The sequence below is a fragment of the Anaerococcus sp. mt242 genome, assembly GCF_016798225.1.
Lineage (GTDB): Bacteria > Bacillota > Clostridia > Tissierellales > Peptoniphilaceae > Anaerococcus.
The window spans coordinates 17,395-31,503 of the sequence record NZ_JAEUYX010000009.1; the positions used below are offsets into that span (position 1 = coordinate 17,395).

At 34.8% G+C, this 14,109-nt stretch carries 17 protein-coding genes; 13 read left to right on the top strand and 4 right to left on the bottom strand.

Going from position 1 to position 14,109, the window contains the following annotated elements; genetic code table 11:
* Positions 1-60 precede the first annotated feature (60 nt).
* The 6 genes from JNO63_RS05215 to JNO63_RS08700 all read left to right on the top strand — a co-directional run bounded on the left by JNO63_RS05215 (position 61) and on the right by JNO63_RS08700 (position 5,816).
* Positions 61-507 carry an 8-oxo-dGTP diphosphatase gene (locus JNO63_RS05215; RefSeq protein WP_203127445.1) on the top strand — a complete coding sequence of 149 codons (447 nt, stop codon included), beginning with the start codon at positions 61-63 and terminating at the stop codon, positions 505-507.
* 187 nt (positions 508-694) lie between these two features.
* Complete coding sequence (locus tag JNO63_RS05220; protein ID WP_203127446.1) at positions 695-1,423, top strand: ABC transporter ATP-binding protein; 729 nt, start codon at positions 695-697, stop codon at positions 1,421-1,423.
* Positions 1,401-2,435, top strand: coding sequence for a COG1361 S-layer family protein (locus JNO63_RS05225; protein ID WP_203127447.1), 1,035 nt, complete (start codon positions 1,401-1,403; stop codon positions 2,433-2,435). The genes JNO63_RS05220 and JNO63_RS05225 overlap by 23 nt, the downstream gene beginning before the upstream one ends.
* Positions 2,422-3,816, top strand: coding sequence for an ABC transporter permease (locus JNO63_RS05230; RefSeq protein WP_203127448.1), 1,395 nt, complete (start codon positions 2,422-2,424; stop codon positions 3,814-3,816). Before JNO63_RS05225 ends, JNO63_RS05230 begins: the two co-directional genes overlap by 14 nt.
* 11 nt (positions 3,817-3,827) lie before the next feature.
* On the top strand, positions 3,828-5,057 hold the full coding sequence (locus JNO63_RS05235) for a hypothetical protein (RefSeq protein ID WP_203127449.1): 1,230 nt from the start codon (positions 3,828-3,830) through the stop codon (positions 5,055-5,057).
* A 633-nt stretch (positions 5,058-5,690) separates the two neighbouring features.
* The gene (locus JNO63_RS08700) at positions 5,691-5,816 is read left to right on the top strand and encodes a hypothetical protein (RefSeq protein WP_274379864.1); all 126 of its coding nucleotides are present in this window, start codon (positions 5,691-5,693) and stop codon (positions 5,814-5,816) included.
* A gap of 13 nt (positions 5,817-5,829) precedes the next feature.
* On the opposite strand, the gene JNO63_RS05240 is transcribed toward JNO63_RS08700, so the two are convergent.
* The 3 genes from JNO63_RS05240 to JNO63_RS05250 are packed head-to-tail and all read right to left on the bottom strand — an operon-like array spanning position 5,830 to position 7,321.
* Positions 5,830-6,375 carry a tRNA (mnm(5)s(2)U34)-methyltransferase gene (locus tag JNO63_RS05240; RefSeq protein WP_203127450.1) on the bottom strand — a complete coding sequence of 182 codons (546 nt, stop codon included), beginning with the start codon at positions 6,373-6,375 and terminating at the stop codon, positions 5,830-5,832.
* Positions 6,372-6,920 (bottom strand): ImmA/IrrE family metallo-endopeptidase, encoded by a 549-nt coding sequence (locus tag JNO63_RS05245; RefSeq protein WP_203127451.1) that lies wholly within the window; start codon positions 6,918-6,920, stop codon positions 6,372-6,374. Before JNO63_RS05245 ends, JNO63_RS05240 begins: the two co-directional genes overlap by 4 nt.
* Positions 6,920-7,321: a helix-turn-helix domain-containing protein gene (locus JNO63_RS05250; RefSeq protein ID WP_203127452.1), complete on the bottom strand. Its 402-nt coding sequence runs from the start codon at positions 7,319-7,321 to the stop codon at positions 6,920-6,922. The genes JNO63_RS05245 and JNO63_RS05250 overlap by 1 nt, the downstream gene beginning before the upstream one ends.
* 141 nt (positions 7,322-7,462) lie before the next feature.
* Between JNO63_RS05250 and dinB the strand changes: the two genes are divergently transcribed.
* From dinB to JNO63_RS05275, 5 genes are all read left to right on the top strand, one after another.
* Positions 7,463-8,704 carry a DNA polymerase IV gene (gene dinB / locus JNO63_RS05255; protein ID WP_203127453.1) on the top strand — a complete coding sequence of 414 codons (1,242 nt, stop codon included), beginning with the start codon at positions 7,463-7,465 and terminating at the stop codon, positions 8,702-8,704.
* 41 nt (positions 8,705-8,745) lie between these two features.
* Positions 8,746-9,174: a DUF2188 domain-containing protein gene (locus tag JNO63_RS05260; RefSeq protein ID WP_203127454.1), complete on the top strand. Its 429-nt coding sequence runs from the start codon at positions 8,746-8,748 to the stop codon at positions 9,172-9,174.
* Positions 9,171-9,578: an ATP cone domain-containing protein gene (locus JNO63_RS05265; RefSeq protein ID WP_203127455.1), complete on the top strand. Its 408-nt coding sequence runs from the start codon at positions 9,171-9,173 to the stop codon at positions 9,576-9,578. Before JNO63_RS05260 ends, JNO63_RS05265 begins: the two co-directional genes overlap by 4 nt.
* Positions 9,579-9,614: 36 nt before the next feature.
* Positions 9,615-10,097, top strand: coding sequence for a 23S rRNA (pseudouridine(1915)-N(3))-methyltransferase RlmH (gene rlmH / locus JNO63_RS05270; RefSeq protein ID WP_203127456.1), 483 nt, complete (start codon positions 9,615-9,617; stop codon positions 10,095-10,097).
* A gap of 404 nt (positions 10,098-10,501) precedes the next feature.
* On the top strand, positions 10,502-10,963 hold the full coding sequence (locus tag JNO63_RS05275) for a flavodoxin (RefSeq protein WP_203127457.1): 462 nt from the start codon (positions 10,502-10,504) through the stop codon (positions 10,961-10,963).
* A gap of 111 nt (positions 10,964-11,074) precedes the next feature.
* Here the strand turns inward: JNO63_RS05275 and msrB are convergent, their stop codons facing one another.
* Positions 11,075-11,515, bottom strand: coding sequence for a peptide-methionine (R)-S-oxide reductase MsrB (gene msrB, locus JNO63_RS05280; RefSeq protein ID WP_203127458.1), 441 nt, complete (start codon positions 11,513-11,515; stop codon positions 11,075-11,077).
* Positions 11,516-11,650: 135 nt separating this feature from the next.
* Between msrB and JNO63_RS05285 the strand changes: the two genes are divergently transcribed.
* Together JNO63_RS05285 and groL are read left to right on the top strand one after the other, a co-directional pair.
* Entirely contained in the window at positions 11,651-11,932 is a 282-nt protein-coding gene (locus JNO63_RS05285) for a co-chaperone GroES (RefSeq protein WP_203127459.1), read from the top strand.
* 21 nt (positions 11,933-11,953) lie between these two features.
* Complete coding sequence (groL, locus tag JNO63_RS05290; RefSeq protein ID WP_203127460.1) at positions 11,954-13,567, top strand: chaperonin GroEL; 1,614 nt, start codon at positions 11,954-11,956, stop codon at positions 13,565-13,567.
* Positions 13,568-14,109: the final 542 nt, after the last annotated feature.

Below are 14,109 nucleotides of genomic sequence, written 5' to 3' on the forward strand. Positions count from 1 at the left end.
AAAGAGTAGATAGAAATATTTACTCTTTTTTAATAGGTAAATTTAATTAAAGGATAACAAATGAAAACTAGACTAATGAATATGATAAAAATTATAAATCCTAATACTAATGAAGTAGTAGTTTTAGACAAGGTCAAAAAAGAAGGTTGGGAAGGACTAACCTTTCCCGGAGGCAAGATAGAAGAAAATGAATCCTTAATGGCCGCTGCAATTCGCGAAGCAAAAGAAGAAACAGACCTTGATATAAAAAACTTAAAATTTGTAGGATTTATCACTTGGCTTGGAGAAGAATTTAAGGACGTGGGGCTTTTGTACCAAACCACAGATTTTTATGGCAAATTAGTAGCAGAAAATCGCGAGGGCAATCTTTCTTGGGTTGACTATGAAAAATTTAAAAAAATGGATGGAATGAGCCTATCTATGGATAAGATTTTAAAAATATATGAGGGAGAGTATTCAGAAATATTTTGGGATGTAAGAACTGATGAAATATCCTATATTAAATAATTTAAACTTTGAGCAGATTTATATCTGCTTTTTTATTTAGCTAATAAATATATATGAAATATAAAATTAATTGCTTTTTAAAAACTATGATGATATAATCTTTGCAAATACTGTGTGGTGATTAACACTACACTACTTTATAATTTATTTTTAAGTACACAAATATACATAAAACTTTGGAGACAATATGGCGCTTATTGAAGTACGCGATTTAAAAAAATATTATAAGGTTGGCGGCAATATTATAAAGGCTTTGGATGGAATAAATCTAGATATCAATAAGGGAGAATTTATCGCCCTTTTAGGAACCAGTGGTTCTGGAAAATCCACCCTTTTAAATATGCTAGCAGGCCTTGAATATCCTACAAAAGGCACAATAAAGTATGGCAATATCATTTTAAATGAGCTAAGAGAAACAGATATTACAAAATTTCGTAATTTAAATATTGGATTTGTTTTTCAGTCTTATAATCTCTTGCCGTATCTAACTGCCTGGGAAAATGTATCACTTCCTTTAACTTTTAAGGGAGTAGATGTTGAAAGACGTAAGGAAGAGGCCTACAAGATACTAAAGGAAGTTGGCCTTGAAAATAGAATGAATAATAAGCCAAATGAACTATCTGGTGGGCAACAGCAAAGGGTATCCATTGCCCGTGCCTTTGTTGGTACTCCAAAAATAATTTTTGCTGATGAACCTACTGGAAACTTAGATACCAAAACAAGTTTTGAAGTCATGCAGCTTATAAAAAATATTACTAGGGAAAATAATCAAACTTTTATCATGGTAACTCACGATGATGAAATGACAGAATTTGCCGACAGAACACTATTTATGAGGGATGGAAAAATCCAAAACATCCACAAAAATTTAACTATTGATGAGGTTTTAGAAGATGACATACTACCAACAAATTAATGGCAGCGAAAATGCAAGTGACCAAGCCACTGAAAGTGAAAATGCTCCAGTGCAAATGAAAAATCAACCAAAGCTAATAATTTCTGATTACAATATTAGCCCAAAAACTGTGGAGGCAGGTGGTGAATTTAATCTTGCCTTTACCCTTTATAACACAAACAACAAAAACTCTATTTATAACTTAAAAGTGAGCATAGACCAGCAACTTCAATCCCAACCTCAAGCAAGTGGAGAAAATAATGCCCTTGTAAGCGACGGATCTGTTTTCACCCCGGTAAATACTTCAAATAGTTTTTATGTTTCGGCCCTCTATCCTTGGAATTCTACAACTAAGTATGCAAATATGAGGGTAAATCCAAATGCCGTAGCAGGAAATTATGTGATTGGTCTTACTTTAGAATATGAAGATTATCTGGGAAACCAATACCAAACTAAGGAATCAATTGGTATCCCAGTTGTTCAAAGAGCAAATGTAACTATTGGTGAGGTAAAACACGAGGACTTGATGGTGGGTAGCCAAACTCAAGTAAGTGTAAATATTTACAACACCGGCAAGGACAATTTAAATACCTTTATGTGCGATGTAATCGGTAAGGGATTTACAATTGACAATGATAGACGTTTTATAGGTAATTTTAATTCAGGATCTACGGAAACTTTTACATTTAATGTAACGCCAGACAGTGAAGGGCCAGTAGAGGGAAAAATTATGCTAAGCTATGAAGACTCAGCAGGAAATGTCCACACTGATACCAAAGATTTTTATACAGATGTGACTAGCATGGGAAATGAAGGCATGGAAGAAGGTATGATAGAGGATCCTCAAACTGGAGAAATGATACCAGTTGATCAAGGAATGGAAGAAAATATGGATGCAGGTGGCAGCTTACTTACATCTCCATTTTTGTGGATTGGGCTAATAATAATTCTTGCCCTAGTAGGACTTTTAATTAGAAAACGCAAAAAAGATAAAAAAAATGAGGAGTTAATAATCGACGATGAAGATATCTGATAGATTTATCATGGCCCTTAGAAATCTTTGGCGTCGTAAATCTAGGACAATTCTTACAATTTTATCTGTAATAATCGGCTCAACCTCAATTATTTTGATGCTAGCCTTTGCAGAGGGGATAAGCAATTCACAAAAAGAAATGATTGAATCCTTTCAAGGACTAACCACCATAAATGTAATGGATGGGTCTGGAGATGGATCTTTACAAGTTACTGATAAAGTTTTGAATGATTTAAAAAGAGTTAGCCACGTAAAAGCAGTTGTTCCAAGTAAAAATATATATGTCCAACTACTGATATCTGATAGCGACGATTATGAGATAGACGGGTCATTAGATATAATCCCTGACAATGTTTTTTCAATGATAAAAAAAGATATGCTAGAATTTGGTAATCCACCAAGTCCAAATGAAGATAACAAAATCCTTCTTGGACAAAACGCAGCAGCAAACAAAAAAACTGATACGGGAGATGGGGGCTACATGATGGAGCCAATGGAGCCAGTAGAAGATTTTGATTATGCATCCCACCAATATTTTGTAAGATTAGGTTGGGTGATGGAAGATCAAGAAGATGATGGAGTTAATTTTGGAAATCCCAACGATGAAGATGGAGTGGAAGGAGTCGAAGAAAATAAACCAGACTCCATAGATGTGCCCATAGAAATAGCAGGTAAGCTAAATAACAACTCATTTTTAAGTGGATGGGGTTCATATATTTCTGAATCCACTTATAAAAAGCTAAAAGAAGAAGATAGCAAAATATCAGCTCCATCATTAAACCAATCTTTTGATGAAAAAGGCAATCCTATTCCAGAAAGTGATGAGAAAATCAATTATGAAAATCTGCAAGTAATAGTAGATGATGCCAAAAATGTAGAACAAACAGAAAAAGAAATTAAGCAATTAGGTTATCAAACAAACTCTATGGCTGAGGCCAATGAAGAGATTCAAAATCAAACCAGGACAATTATGCTAATACTTGGAGGGATAGGATCCATTGCCTTTATAGTTTCTGCAATTGGTATTATAAACACAATGCTGATGAGTATTTACGAACGCCAAAAGGAAATTGGGGTTATGAAAGTTATAGGAGCCTCCGTTTCAGATATCCAAACCATGTTTTTAATAGAATCTGGATTTATAGGATTATTTGGAGGTGTCCTTGGGCTTTTGATTTCACTTTTAGTAAGTAAAGTTATTAATAATGCTTTTTCGGGTATGAATGATGCAATAGCACAGGGTGGTCAGTTAATCATTATTCCAATTTGGCTGGCCTTAGTGGGGGTTGGATTTTCGGCCCTAGTAGGAGTGCTAGCAGGATACCTACCAGCAAGACGCGCTACAAAATTATCTGCAATTGATGCCCTAAGAGCAAATTAAAGGAGGAAATTATGAAAAAAATTATACCAATAATGGCTCTTTCACTGGCTTTAGTAGGATGTGCGAACCAAGATGCACCAAAAAGTGATGTAAATAACAAGGAAAGTCAAGTAAGCGAAAAAACAGATGACACTCAAGTAATTGAAGTAGGAAAAGCAGAAGATAATAAAGAAAATAGCGAAGCTGATGGATCTGCCGATACAAGTGATAAAAAAGAACAACCAGAAGAATCTAGCGATGATGATAAAAAAGAGCAAGCAGAAACAGAAGAAAAAGAAAGCGCTGATGATAGTAAAGAGGAAAAATCAAAAGAAGAAGACCAATCAGAAGATCAAGATTCTAGCCAAGAAGTAAGCAAAGATGATTTATTTTACAATCCATTTGGTCCATTTTCAAGTGTAAATGAAAACGGTGAACTTGTAGATCAAAATGGAAATGCAATAGCGGATACAGATGTTGAATATTATACATATGTAAAATACACCAACAATGTTTTTGTAAAATCAAAAAAAGATATTTATGATCAAGTATCAATTGTCAGAATGAATGATAAAAATGTTGAAACATTATTTGAATTCCCAGGAGTCGACGATTTCAGGCCGCTTGGTATGATTGGCAATAGGGTATATGGTTTTCATGATCAACAAAGCAAGGCTGAGATAAATGGAACACCAACACTAGATAAAGAAAAATCAGCCATTGGATATGTAGATCTTGATACTGGCGAAGTTCATGACTTCAAGGCAACAGCAGAAGATATAACTGGTGATGCCGTAGTAATCGATGGAGAATTACAATTTACAAAGCCTGGGGATAATGAGGATCAAAACGCTTATAATTTTGACCTATATAAACTAGATTTATCCAAAGGAGATGATCAAGAAGCAGAATTATTAGAAAAAAACTTTAACCTCCAATATCTATTTGGACAAAAAAGATTTGAAAATGGGAAGCCAGTTTGGAAAATATATAGGGCAGATAATGACAATTTCTATGCCAATGATCAAAAATTCCCATTCCTATGGTCAGAGGAAGGTTCTCAAGAAATCATAGGAAATAATATTTTCTATTATGAAACACAAAAGATAGATGATAAATTATCAAAACCGCTTAAAGTTATCAATATGTCCAGTGGTGAAACAGTGCTTGATACCCAAATTAGGGGTATGAAAATATCTGGAAATAAACTTTACTATCTAAATACTGAAAATGAACTAGAGTCAGTTGACATCGAGCTTTAATAAATAAAAATTAGGATCACAATTGTGGTCCTTTTTTTCTTTTCCATAGTATAATGGATTTATGAAAAGATTTAAGATTTTATTGGTTTTTTAGTTATATGTAGGGCGGGAGCTCCAAATCCACACTTACAGGAAATCCCATGGGTACCAACAAAATGTAAATTTACTATTATCCAATCGATAAAAAATTAATAAAGTTTAATCCAAATGGTAACTAAAGTGAGATATTAAACCCAAATCCTACTGATATAGCCTATGATGTCAATAATGCTGACAATGTTTTTGTTATAGGAGATAGCACTAATCATAAGTACAAATTGATAAAAATAGATGGAGAAAATATAGAAACCCTATTTATTGCACAACTTTCAATAATGAAAATAATTATTATGAACTTTATAGAAAGTCCATAGAGCAGGCAAAAAAGGAGAAGCAGCGGAGCTAATAAGTGTAGGATATCAAACTCCAGAACTTTATTTTTCAAAAGATTTTAAAAACGAAAAAGAAATCATTAGTCTATATGCATCGGATAAGGACAGGATATATTCCAAGGATGAATCCTGGGATAAATATCAGGCAAATTATTTTAAACCAAGCACAGTCATTGGCATCAACAAAAATCCTGATGGGACAATGAGAATTATTTTTATCGAAAAAAGAAGACGCGAAAAGGTAAATGAAATTGATGATGTCCTTGGCATACGTTTTGAAAATGACACCATAGTGGTGGCGACTAAAAATGGAGCAAGCAAGTATTAAAAAAGGCCACAAATTAATTTTTGTGGCCGATAGCCAACACATAGGGTGGCTTGTTGATTTTGTTTACAAAAGCAAGTTTTAAAACTGTATATTTTTTATAATCCAAATTTTCAAAAAATTCAGTTATTTTTTCAGACTCGATTTCTCCAGCTGGATGGCCAGGATAAACGGTTATAAAAATCTTTCCCCTAGGACTTAAAAGTTCTAGGGATTTTTTTATGGCAATTATTGTGGATTGCCAATTTGTAGTAATATTTTTATCACCCTTTGGTAAATATCCCAGGTTAAAGACTACTAGGTCAATCTTTTCTTTAATATACTTATCGATATTTGCATGGCTGTCTAGGATAAAGGAAAAATTTGGATTATCACCTATCAAGGCTAAAGTATTTTCCTTGGCCAATTCTTGGATGTCAAAGGCAAAAAGTTTTTTAGGATTATTATTTTCCAAAATAAATTTGCTATCATGGCCATTGCCTGCAGTCATATCTACTGCTATATTTACATTTTTTTCTCTTATTAGCAATTCTTTTATTATTTCAGTTGCATGGTCTATCATTCTAAGTTCCTGTAAAATTCGTCAGTTCCGTCTATTTTGGTGAAAAATTTAGAATCGGCAATATTTTTATTTATAGGCAATCCCATCCTGTGCATTTCGTTTAGCTTAAAGATCATAAGATTTGCATTTACGTCATAAAGGCTAGCTAATTGCTGGTAAGTGTAGCCTTCTTCGATGTCAGCCATTAGTTTTTTCTCATCTAAAAGCAAATGAGCCGCAAAAATATTTGCCTCAATTTCCATTTCGGTGTTGATGTCAAAAAGCTCGTACTCAGCAAAACCATTTTTGGCTTCATTTTTGTGATATATGTCATGGCCTAGCTCATGGGCTAAGACCATATTTATTATTCTTTCATCTACGAAAGGATTGTAAAATACAAAACGGTTGCGCTTAATTATCTTATACATGCCCAAAAGGGTGGTGGGAGTTTCAAAGGGGATTAGAAAAACCCCGCGGCTTTCTAAAATATCCTTTGGATCTCGGCTTTTGTATTTTTTTATTAATTTTTGTGTATCCTCGTAGATTTTGTCATAGGTGGATACCATTATTTTTCCTTATTTAGTCCGTATTTTTTATTTTCGCTTTTGGCAATATAGTAGGCCTCGCTGATTGCATCAAGTATTGCTTTTTTGTCTTTTTCTGGCAAATCTCCACCAGCCATAAGCCCTATGACTCCTTGGACCATTTCTTCAGCATCGCGGGCTGCAGCATTTCCGTATCTTTCTCTAGCAGATAGGATAAAATCTTCTTCATCAGTCACCAAATAATCGTGACTGGTATCAAGTGCTTCTGCCAAGGCATCGTAAGTTTTCCTATATCTTGGCTTAGATTGGCCAGCTTCGTAACGGGATATGGTTTTTAGGGACACGTTGCAAAGTTTTGCAAGCTCTTCTTGGGTTAGGTTTTTCGCTTCTCTTAGGTCGCGTAGTTTGTTAGCAAATGCCATTATCTCTCCTTATAGTCGCTAAGTGACTGTTAATTTTAAAAATTAAGTTGACACAAGACTTCTAATGTCTTATAATAATACAAAAGTCATTTAATGTCTTAATTATACAGTAATAGTCATCTAAAATCAATAGGAGTTTTTATGAAAAGAATAATTTTACATTCAGATATGAATGCTTGCTATGCCTCTATAGAAGCAAAACTAAATCCAAAGCTAAAGGGGATTCCAATGGCGGTGGCCGGTAATCCAGAAAATCATCACGGAATTATCCTTGCAAAAAGTGAAGAAGCAAAAAAAATGGGAGTTAAAACCGGAGAGCCAATTTGGCAGGCTAAAGGCAAATGTCCAAATCTAACCCTAGTCCCACCCCATTATGAAGAATATTTAAAACATTCAAAAATGGCCCGTTCTTTGTATTATGAGTACACCAACCAAGTTGAGCCCTTTGGACTTGATGAGTGCTACTTAGATGTAACAGGGTATTTGTATTTATTTGGTTCTGGAGAGGAAATCGCTCATGAAATTAGAAATCGTATGAAAGAAGAGCTTGGGCTTACAGTCAGCATTGGGGTAAGTTTTTGCAAAATTTTTGCAAAACTAGGCAGCGATATGAAAAAACCTGACGCAGTGACTGTAATTACTGAGGACAATTTCAAGCAAAAAGTTTGGCCACTGGGAGTCCGTGAAATGGTAGGCATAGGCCGAGCTACAGAAAAAAAACTAAATAAAATTGGGATTTTTAGTCTAGGTGATCTAGCCCATGCACCAGTAAAAACGCTTAAAAGTCTTTTGGGTATAAATGGTGTTTACCTTTGGCAATATGCAAATGGCCTAGATATTCGCCCAATTGTGGACAGAGATCATACTGAGTCCATCAAATCAATTGGCAATAGTTCCACTTGCAAAAGAGATTTACATAGCGATGAGGAAGTTTTTAATGTTATGCAAGAACTTTCATTTTCTGTTTCAAGAAGGCTAAGAGAAGCCAAACTTGAAGCCCGCGGTGTAGAAGTTTTTGTAAGAAATAATGAACTTCAAAGCTGGAATTTTGCCATTCTCCTAGAAATGGCCAGCCAAAGTTCCATTATTTTAGTAAGACGTGCTATGGAAATCTTTAAGAAAAAATATAATTGGTCATTTCCAGTTAGGGCAGTAGGCATTAGGGCAATTAATTTGCGCAATGAGGGTGGAGGCAGCCAAATGGATGTGTTTTTAAACCACGAAAAATTTAAGAAAAATGAGGATGTGGATACTGCCCTTTATAATATTAGAAAAAAATATGGCAAAGACTCCATAACCTTTGCAGCCTTAAAGCGTGATATAGGACTTTCAAGTGATATTACAGAAGTAGTCACCCTCCCAAGCCGCCATTATAATATGTAAAATGGGTAAAAATATAAAAATACAAAAAAAGAGGTGAGGCTATGCCCTTTGATAGAAGAAATTACCCAAATTCCATGAAAAATCTGGACAAAGAAGTCCGTGACAAAGCGATTGACATTACCAATGCCATGCTAAAAGAAGGATATGATGAGGATAATGCAATTCCAATTGCCATTTCTCAGGCCAAAGAATGGGCAAATGATGCCAGCAATGAAGAATTAAAAGAAATCCGCAAAAAAGATTTAAAAAACCACAAAAAAAGTAAAAATAAATCAGGAGCAAGGCTCCAAGATGCGGATGTAGAAGTTTCTTTTAACTATGATGAGCAAAAATGGCAGGTAAAATCCAAGGGAGCCAGCCAAGCAGAAGGCTTTTATGACACAAAAAAAGAAGCCAAGGATAGAGCAGAGAAAATTGCTGAAAATAGAGAAAGCAAAGTAATTACAAAAACCAAGGAGGAGTCAAAATGAGTGAGCTAAGCAGAAAAGTGTTAGAGTATTTCGAAAAAGAAGGATACGGAATAAACGAAATAGTAACAGAAATTGATAATCTAAAAATCGATGTAGTAAGAGACTTTCTAAATAAAGCAAATGATGATAAGGTTTATGTAATAAAAAGAAGGGGAAATCTTGAAGAATACAATGCAGATAAGGTCATAAGATCTATAAAAAATGCTTCAGATAGAAATGGCAAACAGATTAATACATCAGATGTAGAAATTTTACTAAAAGATGTAGAAAAAAATATGAAAAATATGAAAAGAAAAGTGTTTAGAACAGATGAAATCAAAGAATATGTAAAAGATGCCCTTGTAAACGAAGGCTATAGCCAAATTTACGATTCATACGTATCATATGTACAAGACCAAAACTAAACTCAATCAAAAGATTGAGTTTTTTTAAGGAGAAAAATGGATATAAAAATAATAGCAGTAGGCAAAATAAAGGAAAAATTTTATAAAGAAGCCATAGATGAGTACCTAAAAAGAATGCAAGCCTACAACAAAATAGAAATAATAGAAGTAAACGACGAACAAGCCCCGGAAAGCTTATCAGATAAAGAAATAGAACAAGTAAAAGAAAAAGAAGGCGAGAGAATACTAGGTAAAATCGATGATGGCGACTACGTAGTAAGCCTCGAAATCCTAGGTAAGCAGTTGGATAGTATAGGATTTGCAAACTTTATAGAAAATGAAATGAGAGAAGGCTTTGGCAGAAACTTAGTATTTGTAATAGGCGGATCAAATGGGCTAGCAAAAGAAGTAAGCAATCGCTCAAATTATAAACTATCCTTCTCAAAAATGACCTTCCCCCATCAGCTGATGAGGGTGATCCTTCTTGAGCAAATTTATAGGGGATTTAGGATAATAAATGGGCATCCTTATCATAAATAGTCCCATCATCTTGGGTGGCCGATTTGTAATCGGCCATCTGCGAGATGAATGTAGAAGCTTTGCTTCAAGTGAGTCCGCAGAACTAAGCGAAGAAAGCTTTTAAGCTTTCTGAGAGGACAGAATCATGGGTGGCTGATTGAAGTTGTGTCCGAACTCCTGGACTCGGCCATCTGCGAGATGAACGTAGAAGCTTTGCTTCAAGTGAGTCCGCAGAACTAAGCGAGGTCTAAAGCCGAGCACACTACCTTTTCTGTGGGTGAAAAATATGAAAGATATTTCATCTCTGAGAGGATATAAAAGAAGAGTAAATAAAAAGCTACACATTTATTTAGAAAATACATTTAAAATATTATAATGTACTAATATATTAGAGGAAAAAATTATAAGTTAAGGAGGTGATTTTAATGAGTCCTTTGGTTGTATATTATTCATACTCAGGATTAACAAGAAGACTAGCAGAAGATATTGCGTTGATTACTGATGGAAATTTAAGAGAACTGGAACCACAAAAGCCTTATTCGTTCTCATCTAATACAGCTGTAAAAGAAGTGAGAGAAGAAATCGAAAGAGGATATTGCCCTCCTCTTATACGAGGGGCGGAGGCGATTGAAAATGAAGAGGTAGTTTTTGTTGGTTCTCCTAACTGGCTTAAGACTTTTGCCCCACCAGTGCTGTCTTTTTTAAGAACAGTTGACTTAAGCGGAAAGAAAATCATTCCCTTTTGCACACACGGTGGAGGAGGATTTGGAAGAATGATTGAAGATTACAAAAAGGAATGTACAAATTCAATTATTAAAGATGGAATAGCGTTAAAAGGAGATTACAGCTTCGATGAACTAAAAATATGGCTAGATAATAATTTATAGATACCAGTTTATCAAACTGAAACAAGCAAATAAATGCTATTTTCGAGAAAAAATGAAAATGACCACATTAAAAAAACTAGGACTTGCTATTCCTAGTTTTTTTTGCCTTTTCTACTCAAAAATCCTCAAATACTCCACATATCCTTCTTTTTCCAAATCTTCTTTAGGAACAAATCTTAAGGCAGCACCGTTTATGCAATATCTTAGTCCGCCTAATTCTTGTGGACCGTCTGGGAAAACGTGGCCTAGGTGGCTGTCGGCGTTTTTGCTTCTTACTTCTGTTCTAACCATGCCATGGGAAAGGTCTTCTTTTTCATTTATTTCTGTTCCTTCAACTGGCTTTGAAAAACTTGGCCAGCCGCATCCTGCATTAAATTTGTCCTTGCTTGAAAAAAGTGGTTCGCCGGATACTTTATCTACATAGATTCCTTCTTCATAAAAGTCATCATATTCTGATGAGAAAGGTCTTTCTGTACCTGCATTTTGGGTTACTTCGTATTCTAATTCTGTAAGATTTTTTCTTAATTCGTCATCACTTGGTTTTTTGTACATTTTAATCTCCTTAATCTTTTTAGTATTTTTACCCGAATTTATTGATTTGATTTTTTATCTAAAGGTAGTACATTATAAATGTAATTAGCAATTAGCACACGTGAGTGCTAAATTATTATACCTAAGGAGTAAAATATGCAATTAAAACCTATCGGAGATAGAGTAGTTATTAAAAAAGCTGAAGCTGAAAAGACAACTCAATCAGGTATCGTGCTTCCAGAAAGTGCGCAAGAAAAACCTGTTTATGCAGAAGTTGTAGCTATCAGTGATGATATTTTAAATGATGATAAGAAAAAAGATTCTCTTTCTGTAGGGGATAAGGTTATTTATTCTCAATACTCAGGAACAGAAGTAAAACTTAATGATACAGATTATATAGTTGTAAAATACATTGATATTTTAGCAGTTGTAAAATAGTTTTTGAAAGGAATATTAATTATGGCAAAAGAAATTAATTATGGAAAAGATGCCCGTGACGGTTTAGAACGTGGTATTGATAAACTAGCAAATGCTGTAAAAGTTACTCTTGGACCAAAAGGACGTAATGTTGTTCTAGATAAATCTTATGGTGCACCAACTATTACAAATGATGGTGTAACTATTGCCCAAGAAATTGAACTTGAAGATAGATTTGAAAATATGGGAGCTCAACTTGTAAAAGAAGTTGCTACAAAAACAAATGACGTGGCAGGTGATGGTACAACAACAGCTACAGTACTTGCTCAAGCAATCATCAAAGAAGGTCTTAAAAACTTAGCAGCAGGTGCAAATCCAATTGTTTTGAATAAAGGTCTTAAAAAAGCTACAGATGTTACAGTTGATTATATCAAAGAAAATAGCCGCGACATTGTAGATAAACAAGCTATCGAAAATGTAGGTACAATTTCATCTGCTGACCCAGAAATTGGTAAATTTATTGCAGATGCTATGGAAAAAGTAGGCAATGATGGGGTAATTACAGTTGAAGAATCAAGAACAACTGATACTTACCTAGATGTTGTAGAAGGTATGCAATTTGACAAAGGATACCTATCACCATATATGGCAACAGACAACGAAAAAATGGTTGCAGAGCTTGATGATCCATATATCCTATTAACAGATAAAAAAATCTCAAATATCCAAGACCTACTACCATTATTAGAGCAAATCGTTCAAGAATCACGTCCACTACTAATCATTGCAGATGATGTAGATGGCGAAGCGCTTACAACACTTATCTTAAACAAACTTAGAGGAACATTTAATGTTGTAGCAGTAAAAGCACCAGGATACGGTGATAGAAGAAAAGCAATGATTGAAGATATTGCAATTCTAACAGGTGCGACAGTAATTTCTGAAGATTTAAACATGGACCTAAAAGAAACAGAAATTTCTATGCTAGGATCTGCTAAAAAAGTAAAAGTTGATAAAGACAATACAACAATTGTAGAAGGAAAAGGCGACAAAAATGCACTAGAAGAAAGAGTAAGCCTAATCCGCCAACAAATCGAAGCAGAAGAAAGCACATACGAAACAGAAAAACTTCAAGAAAGAGTAGCAAAACTTGCAGGTGGAGTTGCAGTAATCAACGTAGGTGCAGCAACAGAAACAGAAATGCAAGAGAAAAAATATAGAATCGAAGACGCCCTATCAGCAACAAGAGCTGCAGTAGAAGAAGGGATTGTAGCAGGTGGTGGTGTAGTACTAATCGGAGCCATTAAAAAAGTTGCAGACCTAAAAGAAACACTTGAAGGTGACGAAAAAACAGGTGCAACAATCATAGAAAAAGCCCTAGAAGCACCACTAAGACAAATAGTAGAAAACGCTGGAATGGACGGATCAGTAATTGTCCAAACAGTAAAAGAATCCGACAAAGACCAAGGATACGATGCTTATAACGACCAATATGTAAATATGTTTGAAGCAGGCATAGTAGAACCAACAAAAGTAACAAGAAGCGCATTACAAAACGCAGTAAGCGTATCAGGAATGATCCTAACAACAGAAGCAGCAGTAGCAGATATACCAAAAGAAGAACCAGAAATGCCACCACAAATGCCTATGTATTAGGAAAGCCTGGCCGGCTTCCCTAGAGGCCTCGTGCCTTAAGCACGAAATAACCGCAGCGAAGCGAGGACAAAAAGCCAAGCGGCGTTTGAGCGATTAAAATCCGACCCGGCTTCCCTAGAGCACCCGCGAGTTTTCTGGATTCGCAAAGCTCATCTCAGAAATGAAAAATAATTTGTATTTTCCACCCAAATTCTGGGATTAGCACGAAATAACCGCAGCGAAGCGAGGAGACAAGCCCGTGCGGCTAATAGAGCACCCGTGCCACAGCACGGAAAACTGCAGCGAAGCGAGGACCAAAAGAATACACAATCTCAGTCTTTTAAAAACGACTAAGTAAAAAAACACCCTGACCAAGGGTGTTTTTTTCTATAGTAAAATACTATAAATATAAAGTATGGCATATATAAAACATTGATATTTTATATTTATTTATAATATGCTATAATAAAGTAGTACATATAAGCGATAAGTATTATGACATATTTATTTATTGCTTTATACTATTACTATACAATGAGAAACGTTTTCTTTGTTGATAATAG